The sequence below is a fragment of the Cellulomonas sp. P4_D11 genome (genome assembly GCF_056401915.1).
Map to the genome: position 1 here is coordinate 63,925 of NZ_JBFUIK010000005.1, position 18,754 is coordinate 82,678.

General features: G+C 74.4%; 17 protein-coding genes and 1 riboswitch. Of the genes, 11 read left to right on the forward strand and 6 right to left on the reverse strand.

The genetic code is table 11. The annotated features are described in order from the left end of the window. Positions 1–73: 73 nt before the first annotated feature. The 4 genes from AC1DT4_RS04805 to AC1DT4_RS04820 all read left to right on the forward strand — a co-directional run bounded on the left by AC1DT4_RS04805 (position 74) and on the right by AC1DT4_RS04820 (position 3,206). Positions 74–472 carry a YciI family protein gene (locus AC1DT4_RS04805; RefSeq protein ID WP_477088627.1) on the forward strand — a complete coding sequence of 133 codons (399 nt, stop codon included), beginning with the start codon at positions 74–76 and terminating at the stop codon, positions 470–472. Beyond that, on the forward strand, positions 469–699 hold the full coding sequence (locus AC1DT4_RS04810) for a hypothetical protein (RefSeq protein WP_477088628.1): 231 nt from the start codon (positions 469–471) through the stop codon (positions 697–699). Before AC1DT4_RS04805 ends, AC1DT4_RS04810 begins: the two co-directional genes overlap by 4 nt. Continuing rightward, the gene (locus AC1DT4_RS04815) at positions 696–2,039 is read left to right on the forward strand and encodes an RNA polymerase sigma factor (RefSeq protein WP_477088629.1); all 1,344 of its coding nucleotides are present in this window, start codon (positions 696–698) and stop codon (positions 2,037–2,039) included. Before AC1DT4_RS04810 ends, AC1DT4_RS04815 begins: the two co-directional genes overlap by 4 nt. 384 nt (positions 2,040–2,423) lie before the next feature. Further along, on the forward strand, positions 2,424–3,206 hold the full coding sequence (locus AC1DT4_RS04820; protein WP_477088630.1) for a hypothetical protein: 783 nt from the start codon (positions 2,424–2,426) through the stop codon (positions 3,204–3,206). Between the two features lie 105 nt (positions 3,207–3,311). Here AC1DT4_RS04820 and AC1DT4_RS04825 read toward each other — a convergent pair whose 3' ends face one another. Both AC1DT4_RS04825 and AC1DT4_RS04830 read right to left on the reverse strand, forming a co-directional pair. Beyond that, a complete protein-coding gene (locus tag AC1DT4_RS04825) occupies positions 3,312–4,565 on the reverse strand; it encodes an Nramp family divalent metal transporter (protein WP_477088631.1) in 1,254 nt (417 codons plus the stop codon). 131 nt (positions 4,566–4,696) lie between these two features. After that, on the reverse strand, positions 4,697–5,329 hold the full coding sequence (locus AC1DT4_RS04830; protein WP_477088632.1) for a hypothetical protein: 633 nt from the start codon (positions 5,327–5,329) through the stop codon (positions 4,697–4,699). Between the two features lie 68 nt (positions 5,330–5,397). Between AC1DT4_RS04830 and AC1DT4_RS04835 the strand changes: the two genes are divergently transcribed. Next, positions 5,398–6,504, forward strand: coding sequence for a GNAT family N-acetyltransferase (locus AC1DT4_RS04835; RefSeq protein WP_477088633.1), 1,107 nt, complete (start codon positions 5,398–5,400; stop codon positions 6,502–6,504). Here the strand turns inward: AC1DT4_RS04835 and AC1DT4_RS04840 are convergent. The 4 genes from AC1DT4_RS04840 to AC1DT4_RS04855 form a co-directional block, all read right to left on the reverse strand. Further along, positions 6,491–7,261, reverse strand: a complete 771-nt coding sequence (locus tag AC1DT4_RS04840) for a hypothetical protein (RefSeq protein ID WP_477088634.1) — start codon at positions 7,259–7,261, stop codon at positions 6,491–6,493. The genes AC1DT4_RS04835 and AC1DT4_RS04840 overlap by 14 nt on opposite strands. A 70-nt stretch (positions 7,262–7,331) precedes the next feature. Next, a complete protein-coding gene (locus AC1DT4_RS04845; RefSeq protein WP_477088635.1) occupies positions 7,332–8,324 on the reverse strand; it encodes an ABC transporter ATP-binding protein in 993 nt (330 codons plus the stop codon). Beyond that, positions 8,318–10,060, reverse strand: coding sequence for an ABC transporter permease (locus AC1DT4_RS04850; protein ID WP_477088636.1), 1,743 nt, complete (start codon positions 10,058–10,060; stop codon positions 8,318–8,320). The genes AC1DT4_RS04845 and AC1DT4_RS04850 overlap by 7 nt, the downstream gene beginning before the upstream one ends. Positions 10,061–10,062: 2 nt before the next feature. Next, positions 10,063–11,091, reverse strand: coding sequence for a thiamine ABC transporter substrate-binding protein (locus AC1DT4_RS04855; protein ID WP_477088637.1), 1,029 nt, complete (start codon positions 11,089–11,091; stop codon positions 10,063–10,065). A 66-nt stretch (positions 11,092–11,157) separates the two neighbouring features. Continuing rightward, a riboswitch (TPP riboswitch) is annotated at positions 11,158–11,273 on the reverse strand. A 95-nt stretch (positions 11,274–11,368) separates the two neighbouring features. On the opposite strand from AC1DT4_RS04855, the gene AC1DT4_RS04860 reads away from it, so the two are divergent. From AC1DT4_RS04860 to AC1DT4_RS04885, 6 genes are all read left to right on the forward strand, one after another. Continuing rightward, on the forward strand, positions 11,369–12,880 hold the full coding sequence (locus tag AC1DT4_RS04860) for a TRAP transporter substrate-binding protein (protein WP_477088638.1): 1,512 nt from the start codon (positions 11,369–11,371) through the stop codon (positions 12,878–12,880). Between the two features lie 85 nt (positions 12,881–12,965). Next, on the forward strand, positions 12,966–14,441 hold the full coding sequence (gene dctP / locus AC1DT4_RS04865) for a TRAP transporter substrate-binding protein DctP (protein WP_477088639.1): 1,476 nt from the start codon (positions 12,966–12,968) through the stop codon (positions 14,439–14,441). Further along, positions 14,438–14,797, forward strand: coding sequence for a response regulator (locus AC1DT4_RS04870; RefSeq protein ID WP_477088640.1), 360 nt, complete (start codon positions 14,438–14,440; stop codon positions 14,795–14,797). Before dctP ends, AC1DT4_RS04870 begins: the two co-directional genes overlap by 4 nt. Beyond that, positions 14,794–16,323 carry a sensor histidine kinase gene (locus AC1DT4_RS04875; protein ID WP_477088641.1) on the forward strand — a complete coding sequence of 510 codons (1,530 nt, stop codon included), beginning with the start codon at positions 14,794–14,796 and terminating at the stop codon, positions 16,321–16,323. Before AC1DT4_RS04870 ends, AC1DT4_RS04875 begins: the two co-directional genes overlap by 4 nt. Further along, positions 16,320–18,071 carry a hypothetical protein gene (locus tag AC1DT4_RS04880; RefSeq protein ID WP_477088642.1) on the forward strand — a complete coding sequence of 584 codons (1,752 nt, stop codon included), beginning with the start codon at positions 16,320–16,322 and terminating at the stop codon, positions 18,069–18,071. Before AC1DT4_RS04875 ends, AC1DT4_RS04880 begins: the two co-directional genes overlap by 4 nt. Further along, positions 18,062–18,712, forward strand: coding sequence for a response regulator transcription factor (locus AC1DT4_RS04885; protein WP_477088643.1), 651 nt, complete (start codon positions 18,062–18,064; stop codon positions 18,710–18,712). Before AC1DT4_RS04880 ends, AC1DT4_RS04885 begins: the two co-directional genes overlap by 10 nt. Positions 18,713–18,754: the final 42 nt, after the last annotated feature.

Sequence of the window (18,754 nt, forward strand, 5' to 3'; positions counted from 1 at the left end):
GATCGTGGTGCGTCCCGCCCGTCATCGGGGCAGCGGGACGCACCAGGCGTCCTTCCGACCAGCAGGAGCTGACATGGCCGAGTTCACCGTGGTGCTGTACCGCGACGACGCCCGCGACGCCGCGCTCACCACCGAGGAGCGCGAGCGCGCCTGGGCCGCCCACAGCGGGTTCCAGCAGCACTGCGCCGACCAGGGCTGGGAGATCGTCACCACCCGCGCCCTCGGTGCGGCGTCCCGGGCCCGCGCGCTGCGGTCCGACGGCCGCGCCGGGGTCGTCGTCAGCGACGGCCCCTACGCCGAGACCGCGGAGCAGGTGGCCGGCTTCTACCTGGTCGCCCGCACCTCGCTGGAGGCGCTGACCGAGGCGGTCTCCGCGCTCGTGCTCAACGGCGAGTCCGTCGAGATCCGGCCGACGGTGCGGTTCGTCGACGGCGTCCCCGTGGACGGCGACGACGCGCTGACGGCGTCGTGAGGTTCGTCGTCCTCGCCTACGGGTCCGCGACGCTGCCGGCCGGTGGCCTCACACTGGGGTCCGTGGACACGGCGACGTCGGTGGAGGACCGCGCCCTGCGGGACGGCACGTTCGAGGGGCCGGCGTCCGAGCTGACCGGCATCCGGGTGCTCGAGGCGTCGGACCTCGACGCCGTGCTGGACACCCTGCCCGCGGTCGGCACGTTCGAGGTGCGGCCCGCTTGGTGACCTCGACCTCTGTCTCCGACGACGCCCTCGCCGAGGCCTGGCAGGCGCACTGGTCGCGCCTGATCGGACTGCTCATCGGGCAGTTCGCGCGCCCCGACCTGGCCGAGGACGCCGTCTCCGACGCGTTCGAGTCGGCCGCCCGGCACTGGCCGGAGGACGGGGTGCCGACGAACACCGGCGCGTGGCTGCTCACGGCCGCGCGCCGGCGCGTCCTCGACCGGCTCCGGTCCGAGGCGGTCGCCCGACGGAAGGAACCCTTGATGGTGGTCGACGACGAGATGCGCGCCGCCGCCGCGGCCGTCGTCGACCCCGGCGCCCACGTGGCCGACGAGCAGCTCCGGCTGATCTTCGCCTGCTGCCACCCCGCAATCGCCCCCGACGACCGCGTCGCGCTGACGCTGCGGTTCGTCGTCGGCCTCACGACCGCCGAGATCGGCCGCCTCCTCCTCGTCCAGGAGGCGACCATGGCCGCCCGGCTCACCCGCGCCAAGAAGCGCCTCGCGTCCTCCGGCATCCCCTTCGCGACGCCCGCCGCGGAGCGTCTGGACGAGCGGCTCGACGTCGTCGCGACCGTCGTCTACCTCGCCTTCACGTCCGGCTACCACCCGGGCGTGGGTCCCGTCGCGCTGCGGGTCGACCTCGGCGACGAGGCCATCCGCCTGCTCCGCGTCCTCGACGGCCTGCTGCCCGGGCGCGCCGTCGTCCGCTCGCTGTTGGCGCTGCTGCTCCTGCAGCACTCCCGCCGCGACACGCGCCTCGACCCGTCCGGCGCGCTCGTCCTGCTGCCCGACCAGGACCGCTCCCGCTGGCACCGCGACGAGATCGCCGAGGGCGTCACCCTCCTGGAGTCGCTCCCCGCCCCTCCCACCTCCGCCGCACGCCCGGCGGGCGCCTCGTCGCCGCCCGGCGAGCCCGGCGCGGCGGCTTCCCCCGCAGTCGCGGCCAGCCACCAGACCCGGCTCGCGCAGGAGTACCGGCTGCAGGCGCTGATCGCCGCCGAGCACGCGACGGCACCGACCCCCGCCGACACCCGCTGGGACGTGATCGCCGGCCTGTACGCGCAACTCGAGGCGCTGACCGGCTCGCCGGTCGTGCGGCTGGCCCGCGCGGTGGCGGTCGCGGAGGCGTCGGGACCCGAGGCCGGCCTCCTGCTGCTCGACGGCCTCGACGACGCGCTCCCGCGCCACCACCGCGTGCCGGCCGTCCGCGCCGAGCTCCTGGTCCGGGCGGGCGACCTCCCGGCGGCGGCGACGAACTACCGATCGGCGATCGCGCTGGTCACCAACCCGACAGAACGCACCCACCTGGAGTCCCGCCTAGCGGCCCTCGAGGATGGCTGACGCAACCGCCGCCGCCCGCCGCGTCCCAGGTCGTGAGTTCGGGATGAAGTCGTGCGGTGCAACTCACGACTTCGTCCGAGACTCACGACTTCGCCGACGAGCGCGATCCGCCCACAGCCCACGCCGGCGAGCAGCACGTCGCCCACCCGACGTTGGCGGCCCGCGAGGTCGGCACCTACCGCGGACAGTTGCGGAATGCCTAGGCGACCTGGGGAGATGACCCCGCCGATGCCGCCGCGACCCTTGGCGGTCCGTCATGCTCGCGACTACCCGCAGGAGCTGGTCCGGCAGCTTCACCGATCAGGTCGATGGACACGGATCGGCCGCGGGATCTACCTACCGGCGGCGGACGAGCGCGCCGGTACGCCCGAGTGGAGCCGTGCCGTGGCACTCGCTCGGATCGCCGGCATCCACCGTCGCCAGCAGGCGCCGCACTGGTTCAGCCACGAGTCCGCGGCCATGCTGTGGGGCCTTCCGTTGTGGAAGGTGCCGAGCACGACGCACCTGCTCCGCGAGCATCGGGCGAGCGCGAACGCCGACCCGTTGGTCACCCACCATGTCGGCCAATTGCTCCCCCTCGACTGCACGGTCCTGAACGGGATACCCGTGACCTCGCTCGAACGCACGCTCGTCGACTGCGCCGGCACGCTGCCTCCGCTCCAGGGCCTCGTCGTCGCCGACGCCGCGCTGCGTGTCGGGGCCGACCGCGCGGCCATCAACGACCTGATCGCCGGGCGGACGGGTCGCCGCGGCAGCTCTCGGGCCCGAGCCATCGTCGCGCTGGCTGACGATGGAGCCGAGTCGCCCGGCGAGACCGCAACACGGTTCGCCGTCCTTCGAGCCGGGTTCGTCGTCCCACGGACACAGATCCCGGTCGAGACGCGCATCGGGACGTTCTGGGCCGATCTCGGATGGGAGGAGTGGAAGCTCGTTCTCGAGTACGACGGGCGGACCAAGTACCGGGAGCGCGACACGGAACGGTTCATGCTCGAGAAGCGTCGCCACGACGCCGTCGTCGAGACCGGCCACCGCGTCCTCCGGGTCACCAGGGAAGACCTCGCCGGTGAGGCGCTCACCCAGCGAATCTTGCGATTGGCGCCGCCGCAGACCGCCGCCAGCCTCCGCCCGCGGCGCGAGCTCATGACGCCCCGGCCCGCGAGGTCGTGAGTTTGGGACGAGGTCGTGCGTTGCGACCCACGACTTCGTCCCGAACTCACGACTTCGCGACGGCGCAAGCGTCGACCGAGCTACCGCGAGCGCGGAGGGTCGCCGTCAGCCCGCTAGCAGGAGGATCAGGAGGGTCAGGTTGAGGGCGACCACCAGGGTGACCACCAGCAGGAGGGTGGCGTGGAGCCAGGGCCCGTTGCGCTGGTCGCCCATGACGGCGCGGGAGCGGGTCAGGCGGACCAGGGGGATGACGGCGAACGGGATGCCGAAGCTCAGGACCACCTGCGAGAGGACGAGGGTCCAGGTGGCGTCGGCACCGAGGGCCAGCAGGAGGATGGCGGGGATGAGGGTGACCGCGCGGCGGACGAGCAGGGGGACCCGGCGGTGGATCAGACCTTCCATGATCGTGGCGCCGGCGTAGGCGCCGACGGAGGTGGAGGCGAGGCCCGAGGCGAGGAGGCCGACGGCGAACGCGATGCCGATGCCGATGCCCAGCGCGGCGACTATCGCGTCGTAGGCGCCGGGGATCGAGTCGGTGCCGGCGACGCCGCGCAGGCCGGACGCCGCGAGCAGGAGCAGGCCGATGTTGACGATGCCGGCGACCACCAGCGCGGACCCGACGTCCCACCGGGTCGCGCGCAGGAGCCTGGTGAGGGAGGCGCCGGACGCCTGACCGTGCCGGTCCCGGACCAGCGCGGAGTGCACGTAGATCGCGTGCGGCATGACGGTGGCGCCCAGCATCGACGCGGCGAGCAGGACGGAGTCGGTGCCGTCGAAGTGCGGGACGAGCCCGGACAGGATCCCGGCGGCGGACGGCGGCGACACGAACAGGCCGGCCAGGAACCCGACGGTGATGACGGCGAGCAGGGCGACGATCACGTACTCGAACCGCCGCTGACCGTACCGGTTCTGCGTGGCGAGCAGCAGGATCGAGATGACGCCGACGATCAGCCCGCCGATCGGCAGCGGCACCCCGAACAGCAGCTGCAGGGCGATGGCACCGCCGACGACCTCCGCGATGTCGGTGGCCGCCGCGACCAGCTCGGCCTGCACCCAGAACGCCAGCCGAGGTCCGCGCCGCATCCGCCGGCCGAGCACGCCCGGCAGCGACTCCCCGGTGACCAGCCCGAGCTTCGCCGACTGGTACTGGACGAGCACCGCCATGGCGTTGGCGACGACCAGCACCCAGAGCAGGAGGTAGCCGTAGCGCGCGCCCGCGGTGAGGTTGGCGGCGACGTTGCCCGGGTCGACGTACGCGATGGCCGCGACGAACGCGGGACCGAGCAGGAGCGGGGCGCGACGACGGCGGGAGGGCGGCAGCGCGGGTCGGACCTCGCTGTCCGTCGCGCTCGTCGCCATCGCCCACCTCGGAGAAGTTCGGTCGTCCGAACTCATGCTAGCGGACGTGCGGATCCCCAGCGCGCGCCACCCAGGCGCGGGACCGGAGGGCCGCCAGCGCGCGGTGGCTCAAGGCGGTGGCACGCGGGTTGTCACGCGGCGGCGGGGACCTCGCGCTCCCAGCCGTCGGCGGTCTGGTGGAAGCCGACGCGTGCGAGGTAGGCGCGGGACTCGGTGGCGGGCGCCCCGCCCACCACCAGCCGTCGGAACCCGTGGGCGGCGAAGACCCCGCTGTCCTGGTAGACGAACTCGCCGGGCGTGAAGTCCCGGTAGCGCGGGGTCACGTAGTCGAGGTCGACGCGGCCCACCCCGGAGCCGGCGGAGCGGACGACGACGGCGCCGACCAGCTCGTCGCCGCGCACGACGACGAACGACGCGGACGGCGCGGGGTCGTCGACGAGGAACGCGGGGTGGAACCGGGCGATGTCCGCGGCGTGGGCGTCGAGGAGGTGGTGCAGGACGGCGTCGTCGGCGGGCACCTCGAGGACGCCGTAGACCTGCTCGTCGTGCCGCTCGCGCAGGAGCCGGATCAGCCAGTAGACGTCGATCACGGCGATGACACCGTTCATCACGGCGAACGGCCAGATGCCGACGATCGTGTTGTAGACCGTGGCTATCACGGCCCCGGCCAGGTTCAGCACCCGGAAGCGCAGCACCCGTGCCTGCGTGAGCGAGACGATGACCAGCAGCGAGCCGGCCCAACCGACGATCTCCAGCCATACCATCTGGTGAGACTAGCGACGCCGACGAAAAGCGTTCGCCACGCGGGCCCGACAGGCGGATGGTGGACGGCATGACGACGTGGTCGATCCGTGAGGTACCGGTCTACGAGACCGCCGACGCCCCCGAAGCGTGGTTGCTGCACGGATACACGGGCGCGCTCAACGAGGTCCTGTTCGCGGCGTGGGGCAACCGGGACTTCGAGCGCACCGCGCAGGAGGTCCTCGGGTCGATGCACGACCAGCGCTACGACCGCAAGCCTCGGCTGGTGGCCGTGCGGGACGACGACGACGCCCCGGACCCCGACCGAGTCCTCGGGTACGCCATGGTGAACATGCCGCTGCAGGACAACACGCACACCGCCCACCTGGACTTCGGCGTCCGGCCGGCGTTCCGCGGTCAGGGCATCGGGACGGCCCTCTACGACGCCGCGGAGGCGCTGGTCCGCGCGGACGGCCGCACCAACCTGACGATGTCGACGGACCAGCGGGCCGAGCCGCCCGAGGGCCCCGACACCCTGGCCGCGACGACCGGCTCGGGACGGGTCTCGACGGCCGACGCCGGCACCCGGTTCGCGCTCGAGCGCGGCTTCGTGCTCGAGCAGGTAGCCCGCTACTCGCAGTTCGACCTGCCGTTCGACCCCGCGTTCGTCGCGGACCACCGCGCGCAGGCCGAGGCGACGGCCGGGCCCGACTACGGCATCGTGACCTGGCGCGGCTCGGCCCCGGAGGAGTGGGTGGACCAGTTCGCGCTGCTCAACACGCGGATGAGCACCGACGCCCCGCTGGGCGGCCTCGACCTGCAGGAGGACCTCTGGGACGCGGAGCGCATCCGCGTCACCGAGAAGCAGTTCGAGGAGCGCGGGATCGAGCTGCTGGTGCTGGCGGCCGAGCACCTGCCGACACACACGCTCGCCGCGTTCACGGCGTTCATGGCGGTGCCGAACACCGACGAGTTCGTGCACCAGCACGACACGCTCGTGCTCAAGGAGCACCGCGGCAAGCGCCTCGGCATGCTGGTCAAGACGGCGAACCTGCAGCGTCTCGCCGCCGAGCGGCCGTCAGTCCGGCGCATCGGCACGTGGAACGCCGAGGAGAACTCCTACATGCTCGCGATCAACGTGGCCCTAGGCTTCCGGCCGGCGGGCGGCGCCGGGGAGTGGCAGCTCAAGCTGAGCTGACGCGGGCGTCGTGCGGGAGCGCCTGCTGCCACCACCGGCCCCACCGCTCCTGCACCTGACCGAACGTCACGTCGTCCAGGCCGTACGTCGACAGGATCGCGTCGACCGTGCCGTGCGGCGGGGTGTGGGCCGCGGGCGTCTCCATGAGCACCAGGTACATCTCGGAGATCCCGTGCAGCCGCAGCCCGATCTGCAGCGGCGTGAGGTAGTCGAGCGTGCCGCCGAGAAGGGTGCCGTCGGGCCGGCGGGCCTGCACGTGACCGCCGACGGGCACCCCGCGGACGCCGACGAGCCCCGCGCGGTCGAGCAGGCGGTCGTCGCGCTCCCCGGCGGGCAGCCCGAAGCTGCTCAGGGTCCGGCGCTCCTGGTCGGGGTGCACCGTGACCGCGAACCGCAGCTGGTGGGCGAACGCGACCCAGCCCTCGTCGACCTCGTCGCGGATGCCGTCGAACGACGAGGTGCCCTCGTGGCTGCGACGCGTGATGGTCAGGTGCGTGTGGTTCGGCTCGTGCACGGCGGAGCGCAGCGTGAGGGTGTCGTGGTGCGGCCAGTGGAGCTCGTGGATGGTCTCGTCGCCGACGACGTCCTGCCGCTCGGTGGGTCCGTCGACGAAGATCTGCTGGATCTCGGCCTTGAGCCCGTCGTAGTCCCAGCCGAACCACCGGTGCACCAGCTCCGGCTCGCGGACGTGCTTCCACACGGTGCCCAGCGGAGCCGCGATGTCGATCGACACGATCTGTCGGAGCTCCAGCGTCATCGCCATCACCTCGGTACTCGACCCGCTCACCGGACCTTCTGACGGTAGCCCGGCCGGGCCGCGCGCGCGATCACTCGACCGGCAGCACCGCGAGCGCGTCGGCCTCGACCCCGAGGACCACCACGTCGCCGACGGACCACCGGCCGCCCACCGGCCCGAGCGCGGTGACGACCCCGATCCCGTCGACCTCGACGCGGACCTCCGACCGCCCGCGCCGCGAGGAGACCCCTCGGACCGTGCCCTTGGCGACGCCCGCGCGCCCGACGACGAACGCCCCTTCGGCCAGAGCCAACGTGGCCTGGGTCGGAACGAGGTCGAGCGCCTCCCGCAGCGGCGCTGCGGCCGGGCTGTCGAGCGGCACGAACGCCTCGTAGCCGAGGAACGCCGCGACCTCGCGGGTGACCGGCCGGGACCACAGGGCGGCGGGCTCGTCGACCTGCAGCAGGCGCCCGGCGGACATCACGGCGACGCGGTCGGCCACCGCGAAGGCCTCGTCCTGGTCGTGCGTGACGAACACGGCGGTGGTGCCGGTGGCGACGAGGGCCGCGCGCAGGTCGACGGCGAGGCGCTCGCGCAGGGCACGGTCGAGGGCGGACAGGGGCTCGTCGAGCAGCAGGAGCCGCGGCGCGGGGCCGAGCGCGCGGGCCAGGGCGACGCGCTGCCGCTCGCCGCCGGACAGCGTCGCGACCGCGCGGTCCTCGTAGCCCGCGAGACCGACCAGCTCGAGCAGCGACGCCACCCGGGCCGGCGACCGGGCCGGCAGCCCGTAGGCGACGTTCCCGCCGACGGTCCGGTGCGCGAACAGCTGCCCGTCCTGGAACATCAGCCCGAACCCGCGCCGGTGCACAGGCACGTCGGTGAGCGGGACGCCGTCCCACGAGACCGTCCCGGCGGCCAGCGGCTCCAGGCCGGCGACCGCCCGCAGCAGCGACGACTTCCCGCACCCGGACGGCCCGAGCAGCGCGACGACCGACCCGGGGGCGACGTCGAGCGAGACGCCGTCGACGGCCACCGACGGGCCGTAGCGCACGACGACGTCACGCAGGGACAGACCGTTCACCACTCACCTCCGGCGCCGGGGGCGCGAAGTCGTTCGCAGGCCGCGACGATCCCCGCGGTGAGCACCGCGAGGACCACGGACGCGGCGAGCGCCATGCCGTACGAGTCGAGCCCGGGCCGGCCGATCAGCCGGAAGATCACGACGGGCAGCGTGGGCCGGTCGGGCCGGGCGAGGAAGGACGTGGCGCCGAACTCCCCCAGCGACGCGGCGAACGCGAACCCGACCGCCAGCCCCAGGGAGCGCGTGGCGATCGACAGGTCCACGGTCCGCAGCACGCGGCCGGGGCCGGCGCCGAGGGTCGCGGCCGCCTCGCGCAGGCGCGGGTCGATGGCCCGCAGGACGGGCAGCACGGTCCGCACGACGAGCGGCACGGCGACGACGGCCTGCGCGATCGGCACCAGCAGCGGGCTGGTCCGCAGGTCGACCGGCAGCCCGAACGGGTGGTGCATCGAGAGCAGGAACCCGAACCCGACGGTCACCGCGGACACCCCGAGCGGCAGCATGAACAGCGCGTCGAGCCCGGCGACCGCGCGCCGCCCGACCGGTCGGCGGGGTCGTCGCGACACCACAAGGGCCACGAGCCCGCCGACGACCAGCGCGATCACGGTGGCGTCGAGCGCGACCCGCAGCGAGTTGAGGGTCGCCTGCCAGACGGTCACGGTCAGCGCGCCGCCCGTGGTGCCCAGCGCCGTGTAGTTGCCCAGCCCGATCCCGTCGCGCGTGTGCAGCGACCGGACCAGCAGGTTGGCCAGCGGTAGCGCGAGGAGCAGCACCACCACCGCCGTGACGGCGGTCGCGACGAGGGTGAGCGCGTGCCCGTCGCCGGGCGGCATCCCCGCCGGCCGGCGCAGGCGCAGCGGGCGCACCGACGACTCGGGCACGGACAGAGCCAGCGCCCGCTCGCGACGAGACCGCGCCCGGCCCGCCACGAGCAGGGCCCCCGCGACGACCACGAGCTGCACCACGGACAGCACGGCCGCCGCCCGCAGGTCGAGGAACTGCGTCGTCTGCACCCAGATCTCGGTCTCGATGGTGCCGAAGCGCAGGCCGCCGAGCACGAGCACCGTGCCGAACGCGGTCGCGCAGAAGAGGAAGGCGAGCGACGCGGCCGACGCGATCGCCGGGGTCAGCGCCGGCAGCGTGACCGTCCGGAACGCCTTCCACGGCGACGCGCCGAGCGCCCTCGCCGCCTGCTCCGCCCGCGGGTCCAGCCGCTCCCACAGGCCGCCGACCGCGCGCACGACGACCGCGTAGTTGAAGAACACCAGCGCCGCGACGATCGCCGCGAAGGTGCCGTCGAGGTGCAGGAACTCCAGCGGCCCGCCGCTGACCAGCAACGACCGGAACGCGACGCCCACCACCACCGTCGGCAGCACGAACGGCACCGTGACCAGGGCCCGCACGGCGGACCGACCCCGGAACGAGTGCCGGTAGAGCGCGTACGCGCCGGGCACCCCGAGCGCGACCGACAGCAGGGTCCCCAACGTCGCCTGGGCGATCGTCAACCCGACGATGCGCCAGGTCCGGGGCCGCGAGAACACGTCCGCGAACCCGCTGAGGTCCAGGTGCCCGTCGACGACGAACCCCTTCGAGATCATCACGGCCACGGGCCACGCGAAGAACAGCCCGAGGAAGAGCAGCGGGACCGCGACGGCCAGCGACCAGAACGCGACGACGCGCGCCCGACCGGACGCCACCGCAGGCGGGGCGTCGGGTCGGGCGAGCGTCGTGGCGGTCATGGTCAGCCGATCACCGTGTCCGACCACTCGGTCAGCCACGCCTCGCGGTTCTTCGTGATGTCGTCGGGAGCGACCTCGAACGGGTCGGTCGCCAGCGGGGCGAAGGCCGCCCAGTCGTCGGGCAGCGTGGCCGTCGAGCTCGCCGGGTACATGTACATGGACACGGGGATGTCGTCCTGGACCTCGTCGGAGAGCAGGAAGTCGAGCAGCTTCTGCGCGCCGGTCGGGTTCGCCGCGCCCGCCAGCACGCCGGCGTACTCCGTCTGCCGGAAGCACGTATCCAGCAGCGCGCCCGTGGTCGGCTCGGTGCCGCCCTCGGGCACGGTGTACGGCGGGGACGACGCGTAGGACAGCACGATCGGGCGCGGTCCGTCGGCGCCGCCGCCCGAGAAGTCCGTGTAGTAGGCGTCGGACCAGCCCTCCGCCACCTTGAGGCCGTTGGCCTTCAGCGCGGTCCAGTAGGCCTGCCAGCCGTCCTCGCCGAACGCGCCGACGGTGGCCAGCAAGAACGCCAGGCCCGGCGACGACGTGACCGCGTTGGGCACGACGAGCAGGTCCTTGTACTCGGGCTTCGTGAGGTCCTCGAGGGTCACGGGCTCGGCGATGCCGCGCGCCGCGAACCAGGCGTGGTCGACGTTGATGCAGACGTCGCCGTAGTCGATCGGGACGAGCGCGCCCTCGAAGGCGTCCTTCGTGGTGGTGGGCGCGACGACGCCCTCGTCCACCACGCGCGACGCGAACGTGTTGTCGACGCCGAACGTGAGGTCGCCCAGCGGCGCGTCCTTGGTCAGCACCAGCTGGTTGGCCAGCGTGCCGCCGTCGCCCGGCTGCACGACCTCGACCGTCAGGCCGGTCTGCTTCTCGAAGTCGGCCAGGACGCCGTCGGACAGCGCGAACGAGTCGTGCGTGACCAGCGTGACGGTGCCGGCCGACGAGCTGGGGCCGGGTTCGTCGGGACCGATGGCCGAGCAGCCCGCGAGGGCGACGACGAGGCCGACGGTGCCGATGGTGAGCGAGTGGATCCTCGCCATGGGTGATGCTCCTCCTTGGTCGGAAAGGAGGGGGTCCACGCGCGCCGACCAGAGGGCCGACGGCGAGGACTGAGAAGCCCGACTCCCTACGCCGGTATCAACCGGATCAGGTTCGAGGGTCTGCGGTGGTCCGCACTCTCAGCGTCCAGACCCGTGGGTCCGACGCTCCCCTGTCGTTCGCCGTGATCCTACGCCCGCCGCGACGACCCGGCTGCACGCTCGAGGACGGGTACCAGCACGGATGGTCGGCGGGTCCGCCCTGCCTAGCGTCGGGCTCATGGACACGAAGCTCAGGAGCGCCGCCATCCTCGCCGCCGCGCTCGCCCTGCTGGTCGCGGGATGCACCGACGCGGGGGCACCGGAACCGTCGGCAGCCCCGGCCTCGAGCTCGGGTTCGTCGGTCCGGCTGCGCATCGGGACCGGCGAGCCGCAGGGCCGTCCGGCCGCCGACGTCGTCGACGAGCTGGCGCGGCAGGTCGAGGACCTGTCGGGCGGGTCACTGACCGCGGAGGTGTCGTACGAGGTCGCCGTGACGGACTCCGACTGGGACCAGTCGCTCGTCCGAGCCCTGCAGGACGGAACGGTCGACGTCGCCGTGGTTCCCGCCCGGGCGTTCGACGTGCTCGGCATGCACTCCCTGGACGCCCTCCAGGCGCCGATGCTGGTCACGACGGAACCGCTCCTCGACGCCGTCGCCACCTCGGGCACCGCGGACGACCTGCTGGCCGGCCTCGACGGCCTCGACCTCACCGGTCTCGCACTGGTGCCGCTGGGTCTGCGCCACCTGTTCGTGTTCGGCGACGCGCCGGTCGCCCCGGAGGACTTCTCCGGGCTGACGGTCCGCGCGCCGCACTCCGAGACGACCTACGCGTTCTACCGGAGCCTGGGCGCGGTCCCGTCGGACCCGAACGGCGACCTGCTGACGCAGAGCATCCTCGACGGCTCGATCCGCGCCGCCGACTCCACCTTCGCCCTGGCCCCGAACCTGGCGCTGCCCGCGACCGCGCTGGGCGACGTGGTGCCCTCCCCGTACGCGCTCGCGATCGCGGTGCGCACGGACCTGTTCGGCGGCCTCGACGCCGACCAGCAGGACGCGCTCCGGCGCGCGGCGACCGGCACGCGCGACACGACGATCGCCCACCGGACCAGCGACGCGGACGCGGCTGCGCTGTTCTGCGCCCTGCCCGGCATGGCGGTCGTGAACGTCGGGGACGACGCCGTCGCCGCGCTGCGCGCGGCGGCGCAGCCGGTCTACGACGCCCTCGCGCAGGACGCGGGCACGGCCGCACTCCTCGGCGAGATCCGCGCGCAGGCCGGCCGGGTCGAGAAGGTCCAGGCACTCGCCGCCGACGTCGACGCCCCTCCCGACCCCGTCCAGGCGTGCGGTGGGGTGACCTCGACCGCCACGAGCCGGAGCGCGAACGTGCCGGAGGAGTTCCCCGACGGCGTGTACGAGCTCGACGTCACCCAGCAGTTCCTCACGCACCACGGTGTGGACCGCGCCACCGCCGTCGGGCACGCCGGTCATTGGGCGCTGGCGCTCGAGGACGGCGCCGTCGTGGACCCCGGCTGCCCGGGCGGCACGTACACGACCGACGCCGGCCGCCTGACGGTCACGATGGGTCCGTCGGGTCCGGACTGCGGGGCGGCGGCGGGCAAGGTGCTGTTCAGCTCGGGCTGGTCGCTCGACGGCGACCAGATGACCTTCACCGACGTCCGCTCGGGGCACGGGTTCCAGGTGCTGATCGCCGCCCTGATCGGCGGCCAGCCGTTCACGAAGACCTCCTGATGGGGCCGGTCCGCAGGACCTCGGCCGGGCCACGATGGGGGTGCGACGGTCGCCACCGTCCGCCGGCCCGCGCGAGGAGGTCCCGGTGAGGAAGGTCCGCGTCGTCGGGCTGGCCCTCGTGGCTTGCCTCGCGCTCGCCGCGTGCACCGCGGTCCCGGTGTCGAAGGCCGGTGGCGTCCGACCCGTCGTCACCCTGCGCATCGGGGCCGCCGACCCGACCGGCCGGTTCCCGACCGAGGTGTCGCGCGAGCTGGCACGACAGGTCGCGGACGCCACCGACGGCGGGGTCCGGCTGGTGCCGGTGGACGACGTGGGCCGCGACGCTCCGCACGACTTCGACCAGCTGCTCGCCCAGCAGGTCATCGACGGCGACCTCGACCTGGCGGTGGTGCCGGCCCGGGCCTGGGACGTTCTCGGCATCACGTCGTTCCAGGCCCTGTACGCCCCGTTCCTCATCACCGACGACGCCCTGCTCGACGCGGTGACCACGAGCGACGTTGCCGCCTCGATGCTCGACGGGCTGGACGGGTCGGGGGTGCAGGGGCTCGCGCTGGTGCCCGGGGGGATGCGGCACGTCTTCGGCGTCGGCGACGTCCCTCTCGGTCCCGGCGACTATGCCGGCGCCACGGTGCGCACCCCGCACTCCGAGGTGACCTGGTCGATGTTCCGTGCGCTCGGCGCGACCCCCGTCGACACGAACGGTCCGGCGTTCGGGCTGCAGCTGGCGTCCGGCGAGATCGATGCCGCCGAGTCCCTCCTCTCGACGCTGCACGAGGGAACGCCCGACCTCGTCGTCCTGGGTGACGTCATCCCGTACCCGAGCGTGCTGTCCCTGGTGATCGGCACCGAGGCTCTCGGCCGCCTGGCACCCGACCAGCGGACCGCTCTTCGCGCCGCGGCCGCCGCGACCACCGCATGGGCCGTCGAGACCCTGGCGTCCGATGCCAACCAGGCGCGAGAGCTGTGCAGCTCCGTGCCGGGGACGCGGGTGATCCTCGCGGGCCCGGCGGCGGTCGACGCGCTAAGACGGGCGACCGCGCCGGTCACCGACCGGCTGGCCAAGGACCCGGCCACGAGCGACCTCATCGACCGCATCCGGGCGATCGACCGGACCACCCCGGCCCCGACCGGCGCGGTGCAGGCGTGCGGTGCACCGGTCCCGCTCGCGACCCCGGACCCGAGCGGCCCGCCGAGCGTGCCGGCGACCTTTCCCGAGGGCACGTACCGACGGGACGTCACGCTCGACGCCCTGCTCGCGGCAGGCGTCGACGAGGTGACGGCCCGCCACCACGCGGCCGTCTGGTCGCTCACCCTGAAGGACGGGGTCCTGGTCGACCCGGGATGCCCAGGGACGACCTACACGACGACCGGCGGCCGGCTCACGGTGACCAGCGGACCCACCGGGCCGGACTGCGGGGAGGCGGCCGGCAAGGTCTTGTTCAGCGCGGGCTGGCACCTCGACGGCGACCAGATGACCTTCACCGACGTCCTCACGGGTCACGGCTCCGACGTCCTCATCGCGGCGATCTTCGGGGGTGGCCCGTTCACGAAGATCGCGTGAGGCGCACAGTCCTCGTCGTCGACGACCACGCGGCGTTCCTCGACGCCGCCTGCACACTGCTCGCCGCGGAGGGCTTCGACGTCGTCGGCCGAGCGGCGACCGGCGCGGCGGCGGTCGCTCTTGCCGCGCTCCTGCACCCCGCCGTGGTGCTGCTGGACGTGCGGCTGCCGGACATCAGCGGCTTCGAGGCGGCCGCCCGCCTCGACCTGCTCGTGCCGCCACCCCAGGTGGTCCTCGTGTCCAGCCTCTCGGTCGCGGAGGTCCGGCCCCGGCTCGCGGCCTCGACCGCGATCGCCTTCCTGCCGAAGTCGGAGCTCAGCGGCTCGGCCCTGCGGCAGCTGCTGGAGGCGTGGTGAGCACTGCGGGGCGGGCGCTCGTCGGCGGCACGCTCGGGATCGCGCTCGGGCTGCTGCCGGCGCGCGGCCTCCCCCTGGCCGAGGCTGCGCCCGACCTCCTGGTCGGTGCGGCATGGGCCGCGACGGCCGCGGTCGTGGTCCCGCGGGCCCGGTCGTCCGCTGCCCTGGCGGCGGCCGTCGCCGTGACCTGGTTCCTCGCCGATGTCGAGCCGGCCGCGGCGCTCTGGCACCGCGCGGTACTGGTGCACCTCCTGCTGGCGATGCCCGGTCTCCTGCCCCGGACGCGCACCGGTCGCGTCGTCGTGCTCGCGGCGTACGCGTCGGCATTCACCAGCGCCCCCTGGGTGTCGATGGCGCTCGCGGCCGCGGTCGTCGCCGCGCTCGCCGTCGAACGGTCGGGCACGCACGGTCGGCGCCGGCACGTGCGGACCGTGGCCCTGCGGACGGGTGTCGCGCTCGCGGTCATGTGGGCCCTTGCCGCGCTGGTGCTCGCCGTGTCGGTGCTGCCGCGATCCGGGTTGGCGGTGCTGCTCACGTACGACGCGGTCCTGGTGGCAGCCGCGGTCGCCGTCGCGGGCGCGCTGCTCCCCGCCCGCGCGCAGCGGGCCACCGACCTGGTCGTCGAGCTGGGTGAGGTCCGCTCGGGCGTGCTCGAGGACGCGCTACGGAACGCGCTGCGCGACCCGGACCTCGTGGTCGGCTTCTGGGAGCGCGACGGGTACGTCGACGCGGACGGCAGGGTCGTCGCCGACGGAGCACCGCCCCCGGGGCGCGCACGCACCACGGTCGTGGCGGCCGGCCGGCCGGTCGCGCTGGTCGAGCACGACGTCGCCCTGCTGGACGAGCCCGCGCTGCTGACCGCGATCGACTCCGCCACGCGCCTGACCAGCAGCAACGTCGCCCTGCAATCGGCGGCACGCGCTCACGTCCGCGCCGTGGAGCGGTCGCGGGCGCGACTGGTCACGACCTCCGCGCGGGAGCGCGCCACCGTGCGCGCCGAGATCGAGAGCGGCAGCGGCGCACGGATCGCCGCCGTGCTGGACGCGCTGCCCGCCCACGGCGACCCGCATCTCGCGGCGGCGGCCGAGCACCTGCGCCGCACGCTCGAGGACCTGAACGCGCTCACCCGCGGGTTGTCCCCGCGCGCGTCGGCCGGGACGTTGCCCGAGCTCCTCGACGAGCTCGCGGGCGTCGGCCCGACCCCCGTCGTCGTCGACGCACCGGACGTCCGCCTGGGCGACGCGCCGCGCTCGGCCGTCTACCTCACGTGCGCCGAGGCGCTCGCGAACGTGGCGAAGCATGCTCGCGCCCACGTGGTCCACCTGGTCGCGCGCGTCGACGGCGAGATCCTCTCGATCGAGGTGCGCGACGACGGCGTCGGCGGCGCACGGGTGCGCGGGGGTGGCGGGCTCGCGGGCGTCGCCGACCGGCTCGAGGCGCTCGGCGGCAGCGTCGTCGTCACCTCGCCGCCGGGGGAGGGCACCCGGCTGGTCCTGACGGTGCCGCTCGGGTCGGGTACGCCGTGAGCGTCGTGGCGACCGCTCCCGCGCCGACCGTCCGTGCCGCCCGCGCGACCAGGCGGACCCCGACCGTCGGCCGGGCCGCGCTGGCCTGCGCCGCCGCCGTCGTGGCCGTGGTGTCCGTCGGCGTGCTGCGCGCGGGGTGGTCGACGTCCGGCGGGGTGAGCACCATCGGACGTCCGAGCCTCGTCGTGGCGGCCTGGGTCGCCGCCGGCCTCGCGCTCGCGGCCGGCGGGCTGGCCGCACTGCTCTCCCGCGGCGCGGTGCGGGGGGACGCGTCGCGGGAGCCCGCGGTCGGTTCGGCTGCGAGCGCCGCAGCCGTCGCCTGGTGCGCGGCGGTCTGGGCCGCCTGGGCCGCCGAACCCGCCCCCGTTCGCGTCGTCGGGGCGACGCTGGCCGCCCTCCTGCCCGCCGCCCTGCTGCACCTCGCCGTCGCGGTGCGCGGGCGACCCGACGGGCGGTTCGTCGTCGCCTACGGGCTCCTCGGTGCCGTCGGGCTGGCCCGGGCCCTCGTGGTGAACCCCTTCCTCGACCCCACCTGCCGGACGGCGTGCGACGCGCGCGCGGTCGTCGCCACGACGTCGACGGCGCCCGCCTCCACGCTCGGCGTCGCGCTGCTGGTCCTCACGGCCCTCGTCGGCGCACTGGCGGCGGTCGTCGCCGCCCTCGCCGCCCGCCGCGTCTCATGGCCGCGGACGGGCCTCCTCGTCCTGGTGGCCCTGGCGGGCGCGGGCGAGGTCGTCTGGGCCGCGATCCCGGGCGCCAGGCCTGTCGACGGCCCGCCCGTCGAGGTGGCCACCGTGCTGCTCGTGGCGAGGTCGGCCGTCCTCGTCGCACTCGGCGCCGGACTCGTCTTGTGGGCGCTGTACCTCGCGGGCCGTCGTCGTGATGTCGTCACGCTGGCCGCCCGGCTGGGTGCTGCACCGCGCCTGGGAGCGTTGCAGGACGAGCTCTCCCGCGCGCTGGGGGACGCCCGGGTCGAGGTGCGCTTCTGGCTGCCGCACTCCCACCGGTGGGTCGGCGCCGGCGGTCAGGCCGTCGGACCCTTCGCCGCCGGCGGGGCCGGCACCGCGACGATCACCCGCGGCGGCGAGGTCGTCGCGGCCATCCGGCACGATGCGGACCTGGCCTCCTCCGACGAGCTCGAGCGGCTGGTCGGGCCGGCCGCGCGCGTGGCGATCGACAGCGAGAGGATGCGGGCGGAGACCCTCGCGCAGCTCACGGACCTGCGCGCGTCGCAGCAGCGGCTCGTCGCGGCCGGGGACGCCGCCCGGAGGCAGCTCGAGCGCGACCTCCACGACGGCGCCCAGCAACGGCTCATCGCCGCGAGCTACGCGCTGCGGCTCGCCACGCCGACGGAGCAGACGGCCGACTGGCTCGCGGAAGTACTCGGTGCGCTCGAGGACCTCCGTCGGCTCGCCCATGGCGTCTTCCCCGCCGTCCTGGCCGACTCGGGACTGGCGGCGGCTCTCGGGACGCTCGCGGACCTGTCCGGCGCGGTGCTCGACCCCGTTCCGGACCGCCGCGTCGATCCCGCGGTCGAGCTGACGGCCTACCTCGTGGTCGCCCGCGCGCTGGCCGCAGGGGCCGCGAGCGCTCGGGTGTCCGTCCGTTCCGTCGGCGACGAGCTCGTGGTGACCGTCACGGGCTGTCGGGCGCCGGACATGGACGGCCTCGACGACCGGGTCGGGGCGTTGGGCGGGACGCTGGCCGCCGACTCGGCGGGCGTCCGGGCGGTGCTGCCGTGCGCGTAGTGGTTGCCGACGACAGCCTGCTGACGCGCGAGGGCATCGTGCACCTGCTGACGACAGAGGGCGCCGACGTGGTCGGACAGGCCGGCGACGCCGAGCGTCTCCTCGCTCTCGTCGCGACGCTGTCGCCGGACACCGCCGTCATCGACATGCGGATGCCCCCGACCTACACGGACGAGGGGATCGTCGCAGCCGAGGCGATCCTGCGCAGCCACCCGTCCGTCGCGGTCCTCGTCCTGTCCCAGTACGTCGAGCCGACCTACGCCCTCCGACTCGTGCAGGAGCGACCCGGGGGTGTGGGCTACCTGCTCAAGGAGCGCGTGTTCGACGCCGCCGTCCTGCTCGACGCCCTGCGTCGGCTGGGTGCCGGCGAGACCGTCGTGGACCCGGCGATCGTCTCGATGCTGCTGGGCCGGCGCCGGCCCGAGGATCCTCTGGAGACCCTGTCCGCGCGGGAGCGGGAGGTCCTCGCCCTGCTGGCCGAGGGGCTGTCGAACCGGGGCATCGCGCAGCGTCTCGTGGTCAGCGAGCGGACTGTCGAGACGCACGTCACCCGGACGTTCGCCAAGCTGGGACTGGCCGAGGAGCCCTCGGCGCACCGGCGCGTCCTCGCTGCGCTCACCTATCTGCGATCGGCTCGCTGAGCGTCACGAGCCCTCTCGGGTCTACGGTCGTGACTGGCCACC